Source organism: Rhodococcus sp. Q (assembly GCF_005503035.1).
Taxonomy (GTDB): Bacteria; Actinomycetota; Actinomycetes; order Mycobacteriales; family Mycobacteriaceae; genus Rhodococcus_G.
Genome location: NZ_SCOY01000009.1, coordinates 1 through 21326, shown reverse-complemented (window position 1 = coordinate 21326; position 21326 = coordinate 1). Strand labels below are relative to the sequence as shown.

Annotated in this window: 19 protein-coding genes; 9 read left to right on the top strand and 10 right to left on the bottom strand. The window is 69.0% G+C overall.

The window, feature by feature from the left end:
- Nucleotides 1-58: 58 nt before the first annotated feature.
- From FFS72_RS11705 to FFS72_RS11695, 3 genes are read right to left on the bottom strand one after another with little or no spacing between them, the layout of a single operon-like run.
- The gene (locus tag FFS72_RS11705; RefSeq protein ID WP_137874104.1) at nt 59-937 is read right to left on the bottom strand and encodes a metal ABC transporter permease; all 879 of its coding nucleotides are present in this window, start codon (nt 935-937) and stop codon (nt 59-61) included.
- Nucleotides 934-1773 (bottom strand): metal ABC transporter ATP-binding protein, encoded by an 840-nt coding sequence (locus FFS72_RS11700; protein WP_137874103.1) that lies wholly within the window; start codon nt 1771-1773, stop codon nt 934-936. The genes FFS72_RS11705 and FFS72_RS11700 overlap by 4 nt, the downstream gene beginning before the upstream one ends.
- Nucleotides 1770-2846 carry a metal ABC transporter solute-binding protein, Zn/Mn family gene (locus FFS72_RS11695; protein ID WP_137874102.1) on the bottom strand — a complete coding sequence of 359 codons (1077 nt, stop codon included), beginning with the start codon at nt 2844-2846 and terminating at the stop codon, nt 1770-1772. The genes FFS72_RS11700 and FFS72_RS11695 overlap by 4 nt, the downstream gene beginning before the upstream one ends.
- Nucleotides 2847-2932: 86 nt before the next feature.
- Between FFS72_RS11695 and FFS72_RS11690 the strand changes: the two genes are divergently transcribed.
- Nucleotides 2933-4042 (top strand): LacI family DNA-binding transcriptional regulator, encoded by a 1110-nt coding sequence (locus FFS72_RS11690; RefSeq protein ID WP_137874101.1) that lies wholly within the window; start codon nt 2933-2935, stop codon nt 4040-4042.
- Nucleotides 4043-4090: 48 nt separating this feature from the next.
- Here FFS72_RS11690 and otsB read toward each other — a convergent pair whose 3' ends face one another.
- Both otsB and kstR read right to left on the bottom strand, forming a co-directional pair.
- Nucleotides 4091-6631, bottom strand: a complete 2541-nt coding sequence (otsB, locus tag FFS72_RS11685) for a trehalose-phosphatase (protein ID WP_137874100.1) — start codon at nt 6629-6631, stop codon at nt 4091-4093.
- A 14-nt stretch (nt 6632-6645) separates the two neighbouring features.
- On the bottom strand, nt 6646-7302 hold the full coding sequence (gene kstR / locus FFS72_RS11680; RefSeq protein ID WP_050063618.1) for a cholesterol catabolism transcriptional regulator KstR: 657 nt from the start codon (nt 7300-7302) through the stop codon (nt 6646-6648).
- Between the two features lie 122 nt (nt 7303-7424).
- Here kstR and FFS72_RS11675 point away from each other — a divergent pair, with 122 nt between their 5' ends.
- From FFS72_RS11675 to FFS72_RS11650, 6 genes are all read left to right on the top strand, one after another.
- Nucleotides 7425-9575: an acyl-CoA dehydrogenase family protein gene (locus tag FFS72_RS11675; RefSeq protein WP_137874099.1), complete on the top strand. Its 2151-nt coding sequence runs from the start codon at nt 7425-7427 to the stop codon at nt 9573-9575.
- Nucleotides 9576-9670: 95 nt separating this feature from the next.
- A complete protein-coding gene (locus FFS72_RS11670) occupies nt 9671-10762 on the top strand; it encodes an acyl-CoA dehydrogenase family protein (RefSeq protein ID WP_137874098.1) in 1092 nt (363 codons plus the stop codon).
- Entirely contained in the window at nt 10747-11895 is a 1149-nt protein-coding gene (locus tag FFS72_RS11665) for an acyl-CoA dehydrogenase family protein (protein WP_137874097.1), read from the top strand. Before FFS72_RS11670 ends, FFS72_RS11665 begins: the two co-directional genes overlap by 16 nt.
- Complete coding sequence (locus FFS72_RS11660) at nt 11892-12917, top strand: bifunctional MaoC family dehydratase N-terminal/OB-fold nucleic acid binding domain-containing protein (RefSeq protein ID WP_137874096.1); 1026 nt, start codon at nt 11892-11894, stop codon at nt 12915-12917. The genes FFS72_RS11665 and FFS72_RS11660 overlap by 4 nt, the downstream gene beginning before the upstream one ends.
- Nucleotides 12917-13327 carry a MaoC family dehydratase gene (locus FFS72_RS11655; protein ID WP_050063622.1) on the top strand — a complete coding sequence of 137 codons (411 nt, stop codon included), beginning with the start codon at nt 12917-12919 and terminating at the stop codon, nt 13325-13327. The genes FFS72_RS11660 and FFS72_RS11655 overlap by 1 nt, the downstream gene beginning before the upstream one ends.
- Nucleotides 13324-14496, top strand: a complete 1173-nt coding sequence (locus FFS72_RS11650; protein ID WP_050063623.1) for a lipid-transfer protein — start codon at nt 13324-13326, stop codon at nt 14494-14496. The genes FFS72_RS11655 and FFS72_RS11650 overlap by 4 nt, the downstream gene beginning before the upstream one ends.
- Nucleotides 14497-14566: 70 nt before the next feature.
- On the opposite strand, the gene FFS72_RS11645 is transcribed toward FFS72_RS11650, so the two are convergent.
- The 3 genes from FFS72_RS11645 to FFS72_RS11635 all read right to left on the bottom strand — a co-directional run bounded on the left by FFS72_RS11645 (nt 14567) and on the right by FFS72_RS11635 (nt 16908).
- Nucleotides 14567-15385 (bottom strand): DUF2705 family protein, encoded by an 819-nt coding sequence (locus tag FFS72_RS11645; RefSeq protein WP_137874095.1) that lies wholly within the window; start codon nt 15383-15385, stop codon nt 14567-14569.
- Between the two features lie 2 nt (nt 15386-15387).
- Nucleotides 15388-16302, bottom strand: a complete 915-nt coding sequence (locus FFS72_RS11640; protein WP_137874094.1) for an ABC transporter ATP-binding protein — start codon at nt 16300-16302, stop codon at nt 15388-15390.
- A 111-nt stretch (nt 16303-16413) separates the two neighbouring features.
- The gene (locus tag FFS72_RS11635) at nt 16414-16908 is read right to left on the bottom strand and encodes a VOC family protein (RefSeq protein WP_137874093.1); all 495 of its coding nucleotides are present in this window, start codon (nt 16906-16908) and stop codon (nt 16414-16416) included.
- Nucleotides 16909-16977: 69 nt separating this feature from the next.
- Between FFS72_RS11635 and FFS72_RS11630 the strand changes: the two genes are divergently transcribed.
- The gene (locus FFS72_RS11630; protein ID WP_137874092.1) at nt 16978-17793 is read left to right on the top strand and encodes an AraC family transcriptional regulator; all 816 of its coding nucleotides are present in this window, start codon (nt 16978-16980) and stop codon (nt 17791-17793) included.
- Here the strand turns inward: FFS72_RS11630 and FFS72_RS11625 are convergent.
- Nucleotides 17742-18656, bottom strand: a complete 915-nt coding sequence (locus tag FFS72_RS11625; protein WP_137874091.1) for a bile acid:sodium symporter family protein — start codon at nt 18654-18656, stop codon at nt 17742-17744. The two genes, FFS72_RS11630 and FFS72_RS11625, sit on opposite strands and share 52 nt — an antisense overlap.
- Before the next feature lie 176 nt (nt 18657-18832).
- Here FFS72_RS11625 and FFS72_RS11620 point away from each other — a divergent pair, with 176 nt between their 5' ends.
- Nucleotides 18833-19669, top strand: a complete 837-nt coding sequence (locus tag FFS72_RS11620; protein ID WP_137874090.1) for a mycofactocin-coupled SDR family oxidoreductase — start codon at nt 18833-18835, stop codon at nt 19667-19669.
- Nucleotides 19670-19757: 88 nt separating this feature from the next.
- Here the strand turns inward: FFS72_RS11620 and FFS72_RS11615 are convergent.
- Nucleotides 19758-21326, bottom strand: a 1569-nt coding sequence (locus tag FFS72_RS11615) for a cholesterol oxidase substrate-binding domain-containing protein (protein WP_137874089.1), incomplete at its 5' end; no start/stop codon positions are given.

Below are 21326 nucleotides of genomic sequence, written 5' to 3'. Positions count from 1 at the left end.
AACACCAGGCCGCGACAAGCCGCCCCGCACATCAGGCCGCGACGAGCCGCCCCGCACATCAGGCCGCGACGAGCCGCCCCGAGTGCGCGCGGCGCCGCGACCCGATGAGGCGGCAGATCAGGTAGATCACGAACGAGATGGTGGTGACGAATGTCGACACCGGCACGCCGGGGGCGAGGGACAGCACGATTCCGCCGACCGCGGCGAGTTCGGCGAACAGGATCGCCAGCAGGGTGGTCTTCAGTGGGCTGGAGGTGACGCGGGCGGCCGCGGCTGCGGGGGTGATGAGCAGCGACAGCACCAGCAGCGCGCCGACGATCTGCACGCCGAGGGCGGCGGCGACGCCGACGAGCACCGCGAACACCAGCGACAGTCCGCGGATCGGGACGCCGCGGGCCCGCGCGACGTCGGGGTCGGTGCTCGCGAAGAGCAGCGGCCGGTACACGACGGCGAGGACGGCGAGAACGACCACCGCGCACACCAACAGCAGTTGCAGTCCCTCGTTGCCGACGCCGACGATCTGGCCGACGAGCAGGGAGAAACTTGTGCCGGTGCGGCCCGGGTAGAGCCACATGAACAGGACGGACAGGCCGAGACCGAACGACATGATGACACCGATGACGGAGTCCCGTTCACGGGCCTTGCTTCCGAGCAGTGCGAAAAGCACTGCGGCGACGACGGATCCGATGATGGCACCGACGCCGACGCTGATGCCTGCGAGGAGGGCGGCGGACGCGCCGGTCAGCGACAGCTCGCTCGTTCCGTGCACCGCGAAGGACATCTGCCTGCTGATGATGAGCGGACCGATGGCGCCCGCGAGGAGCCCGAGAATCGCGGCGGCGAGGATCGCCTGCTGGACGAAGTCGTACTGGAGCAGGTCGAGAGTCGTCTGCCAGTCGAGCATGTTGCCGAACGCCTCGGACAGTTTGTCGTTCATGCGTGGTCCTCGTGGTGTGCGCAGTCGGTGCTCAGTTCGCCCGCGCCGCCGAGCGCGTCGATGGCGTCGCCGGTACCGACGACGACGAGTCGGTCGCGGACGCGCAGCACCTCGACCTCGGTTCGGTACAGCTCGGAGAGCACCTCGGAGGTCATCACCTCGGCGGCGGTACCGATGCGGAAGCGTCCGTCCACGAGGTACAGGACGCGGTCGACGAGCGGCAGGATCGGGTTGATCTCATGGGTGACGAACAGGACCGCGGTGTCGTGGCTGCGGCGCCGGGCGTCGATGAGGTCGGCGACACGTCGCTGGTTCGCGAGGTCGAGGCTCAGGAGCGGTTCGTCGCACAGCAGGACGCTGGGGTCTCCCACGAGTGCCTGCGCGACGCGCAGCCGCTGCTGCTCGCCTCCGGACAGTGCGCCGATCGGTGCACCCGCGTACGCCTGCGCTCCGACTTCGGCGATGGCGGCGTCGACGATGGCGTTCCTGGCGCGTCGACCGCGAAATCCGAGGCCCCAACTGTGCCCGTCGACGCCGAGTCCGACGAGGTCGCGGCCGCGCAGCGGCAGTCCCTCGTCCATCGTCTTCTGCTGCGGGATGTAGCCGATGTGCGGGTTTCCCGCGCGGACGGGTTCACCGGCGATGCGGGCGGTCCCGGACGTCAGCGGCACCTGCCCGAGCAACATCTTCAGCAGCGAGGTCTTGCCGGACCCGTTGGGGCCGAGGACCGCGACGAATTCGCCTGGCGCGACATCCAGGTCGAGTCCCGACCACAGGGTGCGGGGTCCGTAGGACAGTTCGGCGCCCTGCAGGGCGACCGTGGGTGTCGCGGTCACTCGGACGCCTCGACGGATGTGCCGTCGAGGGCGGCGGCGAGCTGCTCGGCGATCGAGACCTGCCACTGCACGTAATCGACGCCTTCGGGCAGGGTTTCGGTGACCTCGACGACGGGGATGCCCGCTGCTTCGGCGGCCGAGCGCATGTCGCGGGTGACCTTGTCCTCGGTCTGGCTGTTGTAGACGAGGACGGCAACCTGCTTGGCGCCCATCAGGTCCCGGGTCGCGGCGATCGCGGCGGGCGGCGGGTCGTTGCCTTCCTCGATCGCGCGGGTGAAGTCCTCGGGGGTGCGGTCGTCGAGTCCTGCGGCCGCGAGGAGGTAGAAGGCGGTGGGCTCGGTCTGGGCGACCGGCGTATGCGGGTGCTTCGCGGCGATGTCGGCCGTGATCGCGGACACGTCGTGCAGTTTCCCGTGGAACGCTTCGGCGTTCGCGGTGTAGGCGTCGGCGTTGGCGGGGTCGAGTGCGCTCAGTTCCGCTGCGATCGAGTGGGCGACGGTGTCGACGGTGGCGACGTCGTACCAGACATGTTCGTTGACGCCCCCGTGGCTGTGACCGTGACCCGCGTGGGAGTCGGCGTCCTCGGCCGCATCGTGCGCGGCCGCTCCGGTTGCTGCCGTGTCGATTTCGGCTTCGTGGTCGTGCCCGGCATGCAGGTCGGATTCCGCGCCGTGCAGTTCGAAGGCGTTGACGGTCGGCTTGTCGCCCTCGGCCGCGAGGATGTCGTCGATGAACTCGTCGTAGCCGCCACCGTTGTAGACGACGAGGTCGGCATCGGTGACGTCGGCGGCGTTGCGCGGGCTTGCCTCGTACGAGTGCGGATCGGCGGAGGGTTCGGTGATGATCGCGGTGACGTCGGCACGGTCGCCCGCGACGGCGGCGGCGACGGATCCCCACACGTTGGTCGAGGCGACGACGCTGATGCGGCCGTCGTCGTCGGCGGAGGTGGCGCTGCAGCCGGCGAGAACCAGCGCGGTGGCCATGGTCAGCCCCACTGTCACCGCGGTCGCGCGTCCGGTTCGTCGGTGACGACGGGTGTGGGCACGGCGACGTGCGTGGGGTGTGAGGGGCATGGCGTAAATATTAATGGAAACCGTTTCCGTTGTACATTGGCGGGGTCGTGCTTTCGATCACGCAGGGCACCCAGTACCGTCCCGATATGCCCCGCTCCGGTCATCCGCGTCGTCAGGCGACTCTGGCGTCCCTGGCCGCCGAGTTGAAGGTCTCCCGCACGACCGTCTCGAATGCGTACAACCGGCCGGACCAATTGTCCGCCGAGCTCCGTACCCGGGTTCTCGAAGCGGCCAAGCGTCGCGGCTACCCCGGTCCGGACCCGGTCGCGCGCTCACTGCGCACCCGGAAGGCGGGCGCGGTCGGTCTCCTGCTCACCGAGGCGCTCAGCTACTCGTTCCGAGACCCCGCGGCGACGAGCTTCGTCGCCGGGCTCAGCGAATCCTGCGAGGAGGTCGGGCAGGGGTTGCTGCTCATTCCCGCCGGCCCCGGACGCGACGACGTCGAGGCGGCGGCCGTCGTCCAACAGGCCGGAGTGGACGGGTTCGTCGTCTACTCCGTTGCCGACGACGACCCGTATCTCGCTGCCGTCCTCGAACGGCGACTGCCCATGGTCGTGTGCGACCAGCCTCGCGAGATCGAGGGTGCGTCCCTGGTCGGCATCGACGACCGCGGCGCGATGCGGGAACTCGCCGACTACCTGCTCGCTCTCGGGCACACCCGTGTCGGGGTGCTGTGTATGCGCCTGGGGCACGACGCCCGCGACGGCCGGGCCGACGCGGAACGATTGCGGTCCCCGCACTTCCACGTGCAGCGCGAGCGCATCGCGGGTGTGCAGGACGCGATGCTGGCGGTCGGTCTCGACCCGGCGACGTTGACGGTCGTGGAGAGTTCCGAGCACACGGTGAATGCGGGCCATGCGGCCGCGGAACGCACGTTCGCGATCAACCCCGACATCACGGCGCTGATCTGTACGACCGACGTACTGGCGCTCGGTGCACGGGAATTCGCGCGGTGGCGCGGCATCGACGTGCCCTCCGAGTTGTCCGTGACCGGTTTCGACGGCGTTCCCGAGGCGCTCGCCACGGGTCTGACAACAGTGCGTCAGCCGGCCGAGGAGAAGGGACGCCGAGCAGGCGCGCTGCTGCTGCGCGATTCGCATTCGGGTGTCCCGAGCGTCGAGATCCTCGACACGGAACTGATTCGCGGGCACACCGCCGCCCCGCCTCGCACCTGGCAGCGGGGCCCGGCGGAATAGGCGCCACGAGAAGGGGCACCTATTCCGCTTGTCGGGGGATGCAGCTGCCTAGCTCAGAAGCTGGGCGCAGCGGAGCAGGCCGATGTGGCTGTACGCCTGCGGGTGATTGCCCAGCGATCGTTCGGCGACCGGGTCGTACTCCTCCGCGAGCAGTCCGGTCGGGCCCGCCGCGGCAACCAGCTGCGCGAACAGGGCTTCGGCGTCGGCGCGCTGCCCGATCAGCAGGTATGCCTCGACGAGCCAGGCCGCACAGAGGTGGAACCCACCCTCGCCGCCGGGCAGGCCGTCGTCGTGGTGGTACCGGTACACCGTTGCACCGCTGCGCAATTCGGCCTCGGTGGCGGTGACGGTCGCCGCGAATCGCGGATCGGACGGGTCGATCAGCCCCGACAGCCCGATGTAGAGGGTCGCGGCGTCGAGGTCGGTTCCGTCGTACGCGGCGGTGAACGAGTTGGCGCGGTCACTCCAGCCTCGGTCCCTGACCTCGTCGGAGATCTCGCGCCTGAGCGCCGCCCAACCGGTCCCGGCGTCGCGCCCGAACTCGGCGGCCAGGGCCAGGGCCCGGTCCACCGTCACCCAGCACATGACCTTCGAGTACACGTGGTGACGCGGGTTCCCGCGGATCTCCCAGATGCCGTTGTCGGGTTCGGACCAGCGGCGTTCCACCGCGGACACCATGGCCAGCACCAGGTTCCAGTCCCGGTCCGTCAGCGCCTCTGTGATGCCCTTGTCGCGGCGGGCATGCGCCAGATGCGCGATGAGTTCGACGATCGGCCCGAACACGTCCAGCTGGACCTGCGAGTTCGCGGCGTTGCCGACGCGGACAGGCCGCGAACCGCCGTATCCGGGGAGTGAGTCGATGACGGCCTCGGGCGGCAGGTTGGAGCCCTGGATCGTGTACAGCGGATGCAGGCGTTCCGGCCCGGGCAGGGTGTCGAGGACGCGGTGCACCCACTCGAGGAACGCCTCCGCCTCGCCGAGCGACCCGAGTGCCACGAGGGCCGAGGCGGTCATCGACGCGTCACGCAGCCAGCAGTAGCGGTAGTCCCAGTTGCGGACACCGCCGAGATCCTCCGGCAGTGACGTGGTCGCGGCGGCCAGGATCGACCCCGAGTCGGCGTGGACGAGTCCGCGCAGCGTCAACGCCGACCGCTTCATCAGTCCGGTCTTGCGGGACGGCAGCGTCAGGCCGTCCGCCCAGTCCCGCCAGTACGCCTCCGCCTCGCTGCGGCGCTCGGCTTCCGGCGTGACCGACGACGTCAGGTCGGCTGTGCCGCACCGTAGTTCGAGGACGACGGGACCGTCGCTCGGATCGATGACGGCGTGCGCGGTCTGCTGGACGCCGTCGCTGGTGATCTCCCACGCGACGCCCGGCGATCGGAGCACCATCGGGTCGTTGGAGCCGTACACCCGCAGGCCGTCCTCCTCCTTCTCGAGGTGGATCTGGACCTGACCGAACTCGGGACGCGGCGCGAACGTCACGACCGCCTTCGCGCGGCCGGTGATGACGCGGGTCAGTTCGGTGCGCCCGGTGGGGACGTCGTGCGGCAGGTAGTCGGTGACCTGCAGGCTCGCCCAGCTGGTCCGGACCGTCATCGTGCCGTCGACGTACCGCTGGCTCAGGGGCAGCCCGGCGCGGTGCGGCTCGATGCTGAAGTGGCCGGCGCCGACGCCACCGAGGAGGTGCGCGAACACGGCGGCGGAGTCGGGTTCCGGATGACACAGCCAGGTGACGGACGCGTCGGGTGTCAGCAGGGCGACGGTCCGCGGGTTGGCGAGCATCGTCAGCCGCTCGATCGGGGGTGCGTTCTCGCCATGGAGCCAGGTACGCCGCTCCTCGAGGAGGAAGGCGAGCGCGGTGCCGACGTCCTCGGTGTTGTCGATGCGGAACTCGGCGAGCGAGTCCCCGGGGCCGATCTTGACGCCGATGTCGGGGCCCTGCAGGCGTGCGAACGCCTTCTCGTCGGTGACGTCGTCGCCGAAGAACACGGCGGCGGCCGCACCTTCCCGGTGCCGCAGGATGTCCAGGGCCTCACCCTTGTCGGTGACGATCACGGCGAGTTCGATGACGGCCTTGCCCTCGGTCACCTGGACGCCATTCCACTTGGCGGCGCCCTGCCGCACCCGCTCGAGGGCGCGCTCGCCGACGTCCGGGTCCGCGTTGCGCACGTGCAGCGCCGCGCTGGCCGGCTTCGTCTCGACGGCGACGCCGGGGGCCTCCTGGGCGATCGCCTGCAGTTCGGCGGTGACCTCGCGCAGCAACCTCTGGGCGTCGTCGCTGATCTCGTGGACGAATCCGACGTCGAACTCGGAACCGTGGCTGCCCACGAGCTGCACCTCGACCGGGAGCCGCGAGAGCATCGCCAGGTCGCGCAGCGCACGACCGGAGATCACTGCGGACGTCGTCCCCGGGAGGATCGCCAGCGCGCGCATGGCACGCACCGCGTCCGCGTGGGGAAACGCCTTGGACGGGTCCGACACGATCGGCGCCATGGTGCCGTCGTAGTCGGACGCCACGAGGAGACGCGGCGTCCGCGCGATGGCGACGAGACGTCGTCGGAGCTCGACTGGTAGATCCTGCGCACTCACTGCGCAGAGTCTACTTACGATCCCGCTTGATCCTTGTAGCCACCGAGCAACAGTTCGACAGTCAGTTCCAGACGCTTCGCGACATCGGTCGCCGACGACCGTCGCGTCAGCCACGCGACGAGGTTCGACAGCCACACGTCGGAGACGACGCGCGCGATCTGGAGCTGCTCTTCGGAGGGGACGCCGTCGCTCATCGCGCGGGCGAACAGCGAGTCCATCAGGCGACCGACCTGGTCGACCTCGGCGGCGGCGGAGGCGTCTGCGAACATGAACGCCCGGGTCATCGCTTCGGTGAGCAGCGGGTCGCGCTGCATGGCGCGGGTGATCTGTCCGAGGATCAGGTGCATGCGCTCGATCGGGCTCTCGCCGGGGGGCATCCGCCTGCGCGCGTCGATCTTCTCGAACTCGCGGGCCAGGGCCGAGACGAGCAGGTGCACCTTCGACGGGAAGTACCGGTACAGGGTGCCGACGGCGACGTCGGCGCGTTCTGCGACTGCCCGCATCTGAACGGCTTCGTACCCGCCCTTGGACGCGAGCGCGAGCGTAGCGTCGAGGATGCGCTTGCGGCGTTCGCGCTGGGCGTTGGAGCTCAGGTCGTCGTCCGTCAGGGTGGAGACGGCGCCGTTCGTCCCGGCCTTCGCGGCCGGACGCGTGCGGGGGGAGGAGGTCATCAACAACTTCCTTGAAATCGCTAGGGGAGCTATGTGCGGGCCCGGTCTTGACTGAGAGCCGACTAAGAGATTAGAACACGTTCTAGACGGTTTTGTCAGTACTGAGAAGGGCGACCAGGCTTGTGACGATAGCCACGACAGACGAGCAGCGAGCAGTGCAGGAATCGATTCGGTCCTGGGCGCGCTCCGCGAACCCGGTCGAGACGTTGCGTCAGGGACCGGCCGATTCGTGGCGGACGCACTGGGATGCGCTCGCCGAACTCGGCGTGTTCATGGTCGCCCAGTCCGAGGAAGTGGGCGGCGCGGACGGTGAGGTCGTCGACCTCGCCGCCATGCTCGAGGCCACCGCGGGAGCCCTGGCCTCCGGCCCTGTTCTCTCCACGGCACTGGCCGCGCTCGTCGTCGGTCGCAGTGGCGAACCCGCCGCCAAGCAGTGGGGGCCGGAACTCGCCGAGGGTGCCCTTCCGGTCGGTGTCGCGCTCGGCGGCAACGTGACGGCGACAGTCGAGGCCGACGGGTCGCTGGTGCTCGGCGGGGCGGCCGGGTACGCGCTCGGCGCCGCACCCGACCTCGGTGTCCTGCTGTCCGCGACGCGCGGCGACGACGTCGTGTGGTGCCTGGTCGAGGCCGGTGCGGCGGGGCTGACGGTCGACGCCGCGCAGAACGTCGACGTCACCGTTCCGCTGGCGACGGTCACCTGCGACGGCGTGCGGGTGTCGGGCGACCGCGTGCTCACCGACGTGCCGGCGGGCCGGGTCCGCGACCTCGCCGCCACACTGGTCGCGGCGGAGGCCGCGGGCGTCGCAGGCTGGTGCCTGACCACCGCTGTCGAGTACGCGAAGATCCGCGAGCAGTTCGGCAAGCCGATCGGGTCGTTCCAGGCCATCAAGCACCTGTGCTCCGAGATGCTGTGCCGCACCGAGCAGATCCGTGCCGTGGCGTGGGACGCCGCCGTCGCGGCCGAGACGGGCGAGGAGCTGCCGATCGCAGCGGCCGTTGCCGCGGCCGTCGCGCTGGACGCGGCCGTCGACACGGCGAAGGACTGCATCCAGGTGCTCGGCGGCATCGGGTTCACCTGGGAGCACGACGCCCACTTCTACCTTCGCCGGATGATTTCGCTGCGCCAGCTGCTCGGCGGCGGCGCCGCGTGGCGCGCCCGGGTCGCCGAACTCACCCGCGGCGGTGCCCGCAGGCATCTCACCGTCGACCTCGGCGACCTGGAGTCGCAGCGCGAGGGCGTCCGCGCGGACATCGAGGCGATCGCGGCACTGCCCGAGGCGGAGCGGCGTGTCGCGTTCGCCGAGTCCGGTTACCTGGCCCCGCACTGGCCCGCGCCGTACGGCAAGTCCGCGAAGGCCGCGGAGCAGATCCTGTTCGGCGAGGAGCAGTCCCGGGCCGGACTCGAGACCCCGAACCTGGTGATCGGCTGGTGGGCGGTGCCGACCATCCTCCAGCACGGCACGGCCGAGCAGATCGAGCGGTTCGCGATGCCGACCCTGCGTGGCGACCTGATCTGGTGCCAGCTGTTCTCCGAGCCGGGCGCCGGGTCCGACCTCGCCGCCCTGCGCACCACGGCCGACAAGGTCGACGGCGGCTGGAAGCTCAACGGGCAGAAGGTGTGGACCTCGCTCGCCCGCGAGGCGGACTGGGCGATCTGCCTGGCGCGCACCGACAAGGACGCACCCAAGCACAAGGGCATCACCTACTTCGTCGTCGACATGCGCAGCGCCGGGATCCGGGTGTCCCCACTGCGTGAGATCACCGGCGACGAACTGTTCAACGAGGTGTTCCTCGACGACGTGTTCGTGCCCGACGACTGCGTCGTCGGTCAGGTGAACGGCGGCTGGAAGCTCGCCCGGACCACGCTCGCCAACGAGCGGGTCGCGATGAGTGGCGGATCGTCGCTCGGCAAGGCGATGGAGGACCTGCTCGAACTCTCGGCCCGCGGCGGCATCGACCCCGTCGTCGAGGACCGGATCGGCTTCCTCGTCGGTGACGCGATGGTCGGCTCCCTGCTCGAGCACCGCACCACCCTGCGGCAGATCGACGGGCAGGATCCCGGACCGGAGTCGAGTGTGCGGAAGCTGGTCGGTGTGCGGCACCGGCAGGCCGTCGCCGAGTTCGGACTCGAATGCGCGGGCATCGTGGGTGCGGTCGAGGGTCCGCTGGCCAAGCAGTTCCTCAACACGCGCTGCCTGACGATCGCGGGCGGTACCGAGCAGATCCTGCTCACGGTTGCCGCGGAGCAGCTCCTCGGGTTGCCGCGTTCCTGAGGCCTGAACCGGTTCGCGGGGTCCACCACTGGTCGGACCTCGGCGAACCTGATACAACTTGGAACACGTTCTAACTCGTAGGCGGGATGTTCAGCGTGGATTTCTCTCTCGATCAGACTCAGGAAACGGTGGCGGAGATCGTCGTCGGGCTGCTTGCCCGCGAGGCCTCAGACCCTGCCGATCCCAGTGGCGTCAACCCGGCACTGTGGGAGGCGATGGCGAAGGCAGACCTGCTTTCGCTGGCGCTTCCCGAGCGCCTCGGCGGTGCCGACCTCGGGCTGCCCGAGGTCGCGACCGTGCTCACCGAGGTCGGCCGCGGCGCCGCCCCGGTGCCTGCGCTCGCGACGCTCGGCTTCGGCCTGCTGCCGGTGCTCGCACTCGGCACACCCGAGCAGCAGGACGCGCTGCTCGGTGAGGTCGGCACCGGACGGGTGCTGACCGCGGCCCTGTGCGAACCCGGCGCGGCGTTCCCGGTCGCGCCCGCGACCACCGCGGTCGCGGACGGCGACGGCGTCGTCGTCACCGGGCTCAAGGTGGCGGTGCCGTTCGCGGACACCGCGTACCGGATCCTCGTTCCGACGGACGCCGGTGTCGTGCTCGTCGACCCGACCTCGGACGGCGTCACCCTCGCACCGATCTCGACGTCCTCGCGTGGACCCGAGTTCTCGGTGCGCCTCGACGGTGTCCGGGTGCCCGCGGCCGAGGTTCTCGGCGGCGACAACCAGATGCTGTACCGGATCGCGTTGGCCGCGATCGGCGCCTACGCGGACGGACTGCTCGCCGGGGCGACCACGCTCACGGCCGAGCACCTGCGTACCCGCGAACAGTTCGGCAAGCCGCTGGCGACGTTCCAGGCGGTCGCGCAGCAGATCGCCGACGCGTACGTCACCTCCCGGACCCTGCACGTCGCGGCGCTCGCGTCGGTGTGGCGGGTGTCCGAGGGGCTCGACGCCGACAGTGCGATCGAACTCGGCTCCGCCGACGGCGATCTCGAGGTGTTGTCCTACTGGCTCGCCGCCGAGGTGCCCGCCGCGATGCGGACCCTGCACCACCTGCACGGTGGTCTCGGTGTCGACGTGACCTACCCGATGCACCGCTACTTCTCCATTGCCAAAGACCTGGCCCGCCTCGTCGGCGGAGCCTCGTCCCGACTCGACCTCGTGGGGGCCCGGTGTTCATCGATCTGACACCGCAGCAGCGTGAGCTGCAGGCGGAACTGCGCCGTTACTTCGCCAACCTGATCTCGCCGGAGGAGGCCGAGGTCATGCTCACCGAGCGGCACGGTCCCACCTACCGCGAGGTGATTCGCCGGATGGGTAAGGACGGCTGGCTCGGTGTGGGCTGGCCGACCGAGTTCGGTGGCCGCGGCTTCGGCGAGATCGAACAGCAGATCTTCGTCAACGAGGCTGTCCGCGCGGACGTTCCGCTGCCGTCGGTGACGTTGCAGACCGTCGGCCCGACCCTGCAGACGTACGGCACCGAGGAACAGAAGCAGAAGTTCCTGCCCTCGATCCTGGCCGGCGAGGTGCACTTCGCGATCGGCTATTCCGAGCCCGACGCCGGAACCGATCTCGCGGCGCTGCGCACGACGGCCGTCCGCGACGGTGACCACTACGTCGTCAACGGCCAGAAGATCTTCACCACCGGCGGCCACGACGCGGACTACATCTGGCTCGCGGTGCGCACCGGTGACGCGGACTCGCGCCACCGCGGCATCTCGATCCTGATCGTGGACACCAAGGATCCCGGTTTCACGTGGACCCCGATCATCACCGCAGACGGTGCGCACCACGTCAACGCCACGTACTACTCCGACGTCCAGGTGCCCGCGAGCATGCTGGTCGGCGAGGAGAACAAGGGCTGGAAGCTCATCACCACCCAGCTCAACCACGAGCGCGTCATGCTCGGACCGGCCGGCCGTGTCGCCGGGCTGTACGAGAAGGTGCACGAGTGGGCGGCCAAGCGCGATCTGCTGTCCGAGCCGGACGTGCAGCGCGGGCTCGGCGAGATCCACGCCACCTACCGGCTCAACGAGCTGCTGAACTGGCAGGTCGCCGCCGCGACCGGTGACGTCGACGTCGCCGACGCGTCGGCCACGAAGGTCTTCGCCACCGAACGCATCCAGCGGGTCGGACGCATCGCGGACGAGATCGTCGGCGCGCACGGCGATCCCGGCGATCCCGAGACCGCGAAGCTGATGCGCTGGCTCGATGTGCAGATCAAGCGCAACGTCGTGATCACGTTCGGCGGTGGCGTCAACGAGGTCATGCGTGAGCTGATCGCGATGGCCGGGCTCGGACTGCCGAAGGTGCCCCGATGACCGTGACGGAGAACCCAGTGAGCGAGAAGGAAGCCTCGATCCTGGCTGCGGCGCAGCGGGTTCGGGACGGCGGCGCCAGCAAGGCCCGTGCAGGACGCGATCCGATCAACATGCCGATGATCCGCAACTGGGTCGAGGCGATCGGCGACGAGAACCCCATCTACGTCGACGAGGACGCCGCGGTCGCTGCCGGCCACGGCGGCATCGTCGCCCCGCCCGCGATGGCGCAGGTGTGGACGATGCGTGGTCTCGGTGCCGTCCGCGAGGAGGACGATCCGCTCGGCCGGATGACCGAGATCCTCGACGAGGCCGGGTACACCTCGGTCGTCGCGACGAACTGCGACCAGACCTACCACCGGTACCTGCGTCCCGGCGAAGAGGTGACGATCGAGTCCGTCCTCGAAGACGTTGTGGGACCGAAGAAGACGGGCCTCGGTGAGGGCTGGTTCTTCACCACTCGCAACTTCTGGAAGGTCGGCGACGAGGTCGTCGCCGAGATGCTGTTCCGCATCCTGAAGTTCGCACCGCCCGCCAAGGCGGAGGCCGCGCCGGCGCGCGAGGCCTCGTCGAGCCTCGGCGAGTCGCTCGACGACCTCGACCCGACCCGGATGCTGCGTCCGTCCGTTTCGCGTGACACCGAGTTCTTCTGGGAGGGTGTGGCCGCGCACGAGCTGCGCATTCAGCAGCGTCCCGACGGATCGTTCCAGCACCCGCCGGTGCCCGCGATCTGGAAGGACAAGACCGAGCGCACCGACTACGTCGTCGCATCCGGACTCGGCACCGTGTTCAGCTTCGTCGTGCACCACGCCCCGAAGGTGCCCGGACGTTCGCTGCCGTTCGTCGTCGCGCTCGTCGAACTCGACGAGGGTGTGCGCATGCTGGGCGAGCTGCGTGGCGTCGACCCTGCGGACGTGACCATCGGAAGCCGCGTTCAGGTCGAGTTCCTCGACCTGCCCGGTGACGACGAGACCGATCAGAAGCCGTGGACGCTGTACGCGTGGCGTCCCGCGAAGGAGCAGTGATGAGCTCGACCCTGCAGGTGAACGTGGGGGAGACCCTGCCCACCCTGTCCATTCACGGCGACCCGACCTTCATCGTGTCGACGGCGTTGGCCACCAGGGACTTCCAGGACGTCCACCACGACCGGGACAAGGCGCAGCAGCGCGGGTCGAAGGACATCTTCGTCAACATCCTCACCGACACCGGCCTCGTGCAGCGGTACGTCACGGACTGGGCCGGCCCGCGCGCGGTGATCAGGTCGATCAAGCTGCGCCTCGGTGTGCCCTGGTACGCCTACGACACCCTGACGCTGACCGGCACCGTCGCCTCCGTCGAGGACGGACTCGTCACCCTCGACATCGTCGGCAAGGACAGCCTCGGCGACCACATCAAGTCGACGGTCACCCTCGTGATGGACGGAGCGGACGCATGAGCGACGCACTCTCGGGCAAGGCCGCGATCGTCGGCATCGGTGCGACCGACTTCTCCAAGGACTCCGGTCGCAGCGAACTGCGTCTCGCCGCCGAGGCGGTGCAGGCCGCACTCGACGACGCGGGCCTGAAGCCGTCCGACGTGGACGGGCTGACGTCGTTCACGATGGACACGAACACCGAAGTGGCCGTGGCCCGTTCGGTCGGCATCCCGAACCTGAAGTTCTTCTCCCGCATCCACTACGGCGGCGGTGCGGCCTGCGCGACGATCCAGCAGGCGGCGATGGCCGTGGCCACCGGCGTTGCGGATGTCGTGGTCGCGTACCGCGCGTTCAACGAGCGTTCGGGAATGCGCTTCGGGCAGGTCAATTCGGCTCTCGTGCAGCAGGTGAACTCGTCGGGTACCGACAACGCGTTCTCCTACCCGCACGGCCTGTCCACCCCGGCGTCGTTCGTCGCGATGATCGCGCAGCGGTACATGCACGTGTACGGCGCGACCAGCGCGGACTTCGGTGCCGTCGCGGTTGCCGACCGCAAGCATGCGGCGACCAACCCGAACGCGTTCTTCTACGGCAAGCCGATCACCATCGAGGACCACCAGAACTCGCGGTACATCGCCGAACCGCTGCACCTGCTGGACTGCTGTCAGGAGACCGACGGCGGCATCGCCATCGTCGTGACCTCCCCGGAACGTGCCAAGGACCTGCCGAACACGCCCGCGATCATTGCGGCCGCGGCGCAGGGCAGCGGGGCGGACCAGTACATCATGACCAGCTACTACCGGGACGGCCTGAGCGGTCTCCCGGAAATGGGCCTGGTCGGCGACCAGCTGTGGGCGCAGTCGGGCCTGCGGCCGCAGGACATGCAGACCGCGGTCCTGTACGACCACTTCACCCCCTACGTGCTGATGCAGCTCGAGGAACTCGGGTTCTGCGGTCGCGGCGAGGCGAAGGACTTCATCGCCGACGGCGCAATCGAACTCGGTGGCAGGTTGCCGCTGAACACCCACGGCGGCCAGCTCGGCGAGGGCTACATCCACGGCATGAACGGGATCGCCGAGGGCGTGCGCCAGATCCGCGGTACCTCCGTGAACCAGGTGCCGGACGTGCAGAACGTGCTCGTCACCGCAGGCACCGGCGTCCCGACGTCGGGCCTGGTACTCACGGCGTAGGAACCTTCGGCGCTCGTGCGCGTTTTACGGGTCGAGGGCCCCGTAAACCGTGCACGAGCGCCGTTGTCGTCTACTGGACGTCGAGACGCTCGAACGCGGCGACGGCAGCGACGAGAAGGACGGCCGCGATGCCGATCAGGATCGCGGCCCAGGCCACGGGAAGTCCGTCGGTGAGCTGGTTGTCGCCGACGGCGTAGAAGAACGGCGACACGAACCGGAACGGGTGCAGCCAGTTCACCACCGGTGCCAGCGAATTGAGCAGGTAGGTGGCGGCAGCGACGGCTGCGGTGATGCCGACGGCGGAGCCTCGGCTTCCGGTGACGGCGCCGAGCGTCATCGCCAACGCGCCGAACACGACGCCGAGCAGGACGACGCCGACGGTGGTGCCCACGAGGGCGCCGATTCCGACGGTCAGTTCGAACCACCTGCCTGCGAGGGCACACAATCCGGTCACCACACACACGGGGATCGCGAGAAGCGCCATCACCGCGAACTTCTGCACCACGATCGAGCGCCGGGACACCGGTTCCGTGGCGACCAGACCGAGTGTGCCGTCCTCGTTCTGGCCCGCCAGGCACGACGCGCCGTAGCCGATCGTCACCAGCAGCACCACCAGTGGCAGGAAGTTGCTGTAGATGTTCGCGTTCAACCATCCGGCGGGTGAGGTGAGCGAGCCGCTGATCCCGAACAGTGCGGCCATGGTCTCGCTGCTCGACGCGAAGTCGTCGAGGCCGGAGTCGTCCTTGAACGTCGGGTAGAGGGCGATGACGACGAGGGCGTAGACACCCATCCCGAACGCGTACCAGATCAGCGATTTCCGGCGCAGCAGCAGGTCGATGGCCGCTATCTCGGAGTGGACCCCGCGGAACGACCTTGGGACGGTGCGCATCGTCAGTCTCCGCTCTGCTCGTCACGGTAGAAGCCGAGAAACAGTTCGTCGAGGTCGGCGCGACGGGCCGAGACGTCGACGGCACCGAGATTTCCCGCGACCGTGAGAAGTTCCGACACCGCGCCGGTCACCGACAGCGTCACCCGTCCGTCGTCGATCCCGCGCACCTCGACTCCGGGCAAATGCTGGAACTCGGCGGCGGTCACGGGATGGTTGAACCGGAACTCGACGGTGCGGGGCGCAGTGCGGCGCAGGCCGTCGACGGTGTCGGTGACGACGATCCTGCCCTCCTTGATGATGGCAACCCGATGCGCGAGTTCCTGTACCTCCTCCAGATCGTGCGAGGACAGGAGGACGGTGCGACCGTCGTCGACGGTTTCGCGGATCAGGCGCGCGAACTCGTTCTGCATCAGCGGATCCAGGCCCGAGGTCGGTTCGTCGAGCACCAACAGTTCGGGTCGGTGCATGAAGGCCAGGACGAGTCCGATCTTCTGTCGGTTTCCCTTCGACAGTGCGCGCACCGGTTGGTCGAGTTGCGCACCGAATCGCCGTACCAACTCGTCTCGGTAGCCGACGTCGGTCACGTCGCGGATCCGGGCGATCCGCTCCAGGTGCTGCGCGCCGGTCAGTTTCGGGTGCAGTGCCAGCTCACCGGGCAGGTATCCCACGCGGCGGAGAATGGGAACACTCTCGTGGGTTGGGTCGTGGTCGAAGACCCGCATCCGACCGGACGTCGGTCGGTACAGGCCGAGCAGCAGGCGGATGGTGGTCGACTTACCCGCCCCGTTCGGACCGAGGAATCCGAACACCTCGCCGGGAGCGATGGTGAACGAGACGTCGGTGATGCCCCGCCGTTCACCGAATCGGCGGGTCAGGTGGTCGACGTCGACGATCGGAGCCGTCTGCGGCCGCGTCATTTCCGGGGCCGCGTCATCGCTGGGGCCATTGTCCGAATATAGGGCGGCTCCGCCGCATGTGCGCGGTGTCGGCTGTCAGGGCTGCCAACACCGCGCACATGTGCGACGCGTCTAGCCGGCCGCCCACTCCGCGACCCTCCGGGCGCTCTCGGTTTCGGACAGGTCCTCGACGCGGGTCATGATCGACCAGCGGATACCGAACGGGTCGCGGATGGACGCGTACCGGTCGCCGGAGACGAAGGTGCTCAGCGGCTCGCGGACGGTTGCGCCCGCCCGCTCGGCCCGCTCGACGACCTCGTCGGCGTTCGAGCAGTACAGGCCCATCGCGCAGCAGTCCGTGTCGCCCGCGGGAGCCGCGACCAGTCCGTACTCCGGGTTGGGTTCACCGAGTTGGAGCCGACCCTGGCCGAAGTCGAGGTCGGCGTGGACGACGATGCCGCCCATCTCGGTGACGTCGACGACGCGTGCACCGAAGACGGTGCGGTAGAACTCGATTGCCTCCCGTGCGTTCGGAACGGCCAGGAACGGGGTGAGGCTGGTGTAGCCGTGGGGGGTGCCGTCGGTGGTGTGGGCGCCGGTCACGCCGGTCGCGATGCTGTTGGTCATGCACTCGACGCTAGGTTCGCGGTGTCGGTGGCGGCTTGTAGATTCGCGACATGCGGGGGCCGGTGCGACATGGATGAGATCGACGGTCGGGGCGTGCTGTACCCGGCACGGCTTCCCACGTTTCACCGGGAACCGGCGCCTCGGGCGCTGGCGGGTCTCGTCCGCTGGTTCTGGATTCCCGAGTGGCACCTCGCGCCGGGGCGGTCGTCCCGCCAGGAGGTGTTGGCGTTCCCCGCGTCGAACCTGACGGTCGAGCAGGCTCAGGTGACGCTGACCGGGCCAACCACCCGACGGTCGCACCGTGATCTCCACGGCCGTGGGTGGGCGGTCGGTGCGCTGCTCCGCCCGGCGGGGATCGCGTCGCTCGGAATCGATCCGCGGAGCATCCGCGACAGCGAGAGCGCCTTCGACGCACCCGGACTGATCCACGACGTCACGGCGGCGATGACGATCACCGACGCCGCGGCGCGTCGGACGCGTGCCGCCGAGGAGTACGCCGCGTGGATCGCCGACCGCCTCGATCCACCCGACGCCGACGGAGACCTCGCCAACGCGATGGAGGACGTCATCGCCACCGACCGGTCGGTGATCCGGGTCGAGGACGTGGCGCGGCGACTCGGACTGTCCGTGCGCGGGGTTCAGCGCCTCGCGCAGCGGTACGTGGGCGTTCCGCCGCTCGCGATGATCCGTCGCTACCGACTGCAGGAAGCCGCGCAGGCGCTGCGGGAGGATCCGGGCATCACCGTCGGGCAGGTCGCCGCCGAGTTGGGATACGCAGACCAGGCGCACCTGTGCGCGGACTTCCGTGCGGTACTCGGCTTCACGCCGAGCGCCTACCGGCGGGGCGCGGCCCCGGGTGAGGGCTCGGAAACTCCGTCCGGTTGATCAGGGGCGGTGCGGCGGTAGGTGATCGCCCAGCCGAACAGTGCCGCCAGCGGGAACATCATCACGCCGTACACGGCGGCGGGCACCGCGATCCGGGTGCTGTCGAGCAGGCTGATCGCGATGGTGATGGCCAGCGTGCTGTTGTGGATTCCGATCTCCATCGAGCAGGCGATGGACTGCCGATACGTCACGCCGAGTCCGCGCGGAACCAGGAACCCGATGCTCAGGCTCAGCACGCAGAACAGGAACACCACCACGCCGATGTCGGCGAGATAGCCGCCCACGTTCTCCCGCTCGGCGACGACCGTGCCGACGATCACCAGCGCCAGCACCACGGCGGAGCCCACCCGGACCGGGCGATCCATCCGATCCGCGAACGCGGGCCGGATTCGGCGCACCCACACGCCGAGTGCGACCGGGATCAGGACGATCGCGAAGATCTGTACGACCTTGGCGAACTGCAGGCCCAGATTCGCACCCTCGGGCGGATCGAAGTACCCGAGAGCGAAATTGGTGATCAGCGGCAGCGTCACCACAGCGATCACCGAATTGACCGCCGTCAGCGACACGTTGAGTGCGACATCGCCCCGGAACAGGTGGGAGAACAGGTTCGCCGTCGTGCCGCCGGGGGAGGCGGCGAGCAGCATCATGCCCACGGCGAGCAGCGCCGGAAGGTCGAACAGCAGGATCAGTCCGAACGCGATCGCAGGCAGCACGATCAACTGGCACACCAGCGCGATGCCGACGGCCTTCGGGTGTCGCGCGACGCGGGCGAAGTCGGAGACGGTGAGGGAGAGCCCGAGGCCGAACATGATGATCGCCAGGGCTATCGGGAGGGCGGTGGTGGAGAGTGCGGAATCCATACTTGCCCTGTCGTTCGGTCGGGTGGGTCACGGCCGGAACCAACCTAACGAGCCCACGATCATCACGCGGACGAATCGGGCAATCCCGACGCCGGTACCGGTGGCCGGGAGTTCGACCCCGTGTGCCGGGGTATCGGGGTAGAGATGGCCCCGAATCACGAGGCGAGGAGACGAACATGGGTGAATTCGACGGCAGGGTCGCACTGATCACGGGTGGCGCTCGCGGGCAGGGACGGGCGCACGCGGTGGCATTCGCCGAGGGTGGCGCGGACGTCGTGATCTGCGATCGGTGCGAGGACAGCGACGTGGTGTTCTATCCACTCGCCACCGAGGACGATCTCGCCGAGACGGCCCGGCTGGTGGAGGCGGCCGGTCGTCGCTGCATCGCGGTCAAGGCCGACACCGCGGACCGGGCAGCGATGGATGCGCTGGTTGCGCGCGCCGAATCGGAGTTCGGCCGCGTCGACGTCGCCGTCGCCAACGCCGGAGTCTCGATCGCTGCGCCCGTCCAGTCGATGACGTCGGCGCAGTGGAACGAGGCGATCGCCAGCAACCTGACCGGGGTTTTCAACACGATCGGGGCCGTCGCACCCGGAATGATCGAGCGCGGGTACGGCCGAATCGTGACGATCTCGTCGATGCTCGGCCGGGCGGGCAGCACCAACATGGCTGCCTACTCCGCATCGAAGTGGGGTGTGATCGGGCTGACGAAGAGCTCGGCGCTCGACCTCGCGAAGCACGGCATCACCGTCAATGCCATTGCTCCGGGGAACATCTCGACACCGATGATCCACAACGACGCCCTGTACTCCATGATGCGTCCCGACCTGGAGAAGCCGACGGCCGACGACGTCGCGCCCGTCTTCGCGTCGCTACACGCGCAGCCGGTCCCGTGGCTCGAGGCCGAGGAGATCACCCGCGCCGTGCTGTTCTTCGCTGCCGAAGCCGGTGCTCACATCAGCGGAACCGTCCTGCCGATCGATGCGGGTAACGCGGCTCGCGTGACGGGCTAGGAACGCCGAAGGTCCGGCACCCGTGACGGGTGCCGGACCTTCGGACGATTCCGCGGGGGCCGCACGAGCGACCGCGCCGTGGAAAGGGCTACGGCAGCAGCTGATCCATGAAGGAGTTGCTGTAGACCTTGTGCGGGTCGAACTCGTTGAACGCCGCGACCGCGGTGTCCCAGTTGTCGCCACCGGGCAGGCCGTCACGGTAGCTCTGCGGCAGTGCGCCACTGATGATGGCGCCGTCGGTGTACGGCAGTTCGGGGCCGAACGCCCAGCCCTTCGACCACTCGGGACGGAAGGTGTAGGCGTCGCCGGTGTAGTGCGACCGCATCCACTGCTCCATCTCGCGGTAGAACGCGAACATGCCCGGCGTGCCGGGGACGCCGAGGACGTTGAGCCAGATGGCGGTGTCCCACTCCGGGTGGTCCGGGCGGGGACGCATCGCGGAGATGGTCGGAGCGCCTGCCGTCGGAACCTTCACGTCCGCCTGCTGGTCCAGGCCACAGCAGCGGATCTCGACGGGACCGTTGAGCGGGTACTGGCCCTTGGACTTGTAGAACTCGATGCGCTCGTTGAACCACACGGCGAAGTCGTGGATGACCTGGCCGATGTTCTCGCGGCTGGTGATGACGGCGCCGCCGCCTTCGGTCAGGCGCAGGGTGGTGGCCTTGATGTAGAACTGGATGTCCTTCGACCAGCCCCAGATGTCGGTTGCGTTCGTCGCGGCGAGGCCGGCGACCGTCGTCGTGTACATCGTCTTACCGAACAGGGGCGCGATACCCGGTGCGCCGCTGTTCATCTGTCCGAGCAGGTCGGTGACCGCCTCGGGCAGGTTGTCGGAGAACGGGTAGTTGTACGGACCGGTGACCTCCTTGGAGCTTGCCGGCTTGGTCGGCGCCACCGACCACACCTTGAGCCACGGCTTCTCCGTGAAGGGGTACCAGATCGCCTCGACGCCACCGTTGGCCTTGACGTAGCTCTCGAAGGTGCGGCCCGAGGCGCCCTTCGGGGCGAACAGGTCCTGCCACGTGATGTCGGTGTAGCTCTGGCAGCGCATCCGGAAGTTCGGACCTGCCTGCAGGGTCACCGACGTGATGAAGGTGCGGCCGAGGTTGGTGAGCAGCGGCTTGATCTTCGGGTCGTTGCGCGAGAAGCTGCGCTCGGCGTACGCGGTGCCGTTCCACACCACCGCGGTCAGCGAGGTGATGAGGTTCGACAGCGAACCGTAGGTGTGGCCGGGCTGCGTGGACTGGCCGTCCGCGGGCAGGGCCGCGCCGTGCGCGTCGACCGCGAGGCATCCGGCGATGGTCAGGACGCCGGGTGCGGGCAGGTTCGCCCAGCCGAGGCCCTTGTCCTGAAGTGCGGTGGTGATCGCGTCGAGGGTGGCGCCCGGGCCGGCGGTGACGGTGGCGGGGGAGCCTGCGCCGTTGACCACGACACCGTTGAGGTGCGCGGTCGTGTCGACGAGGATGACCTTGTCGACGGACGCGCCGTTGACGACCGTCAGCGGGGTCCACCCGTGCATCGCGCCACGCGGACGCAGCGTGTATCCAACCGAGTGAGCCCAGTTGGTGAGGCGGACAACGTCACCCGAGTTCTTCGGGGTGGCGGTCCAGACGGAGTCCAGCATGATCTCCTTGGACCAGTTCTGGTACGCCTGCTG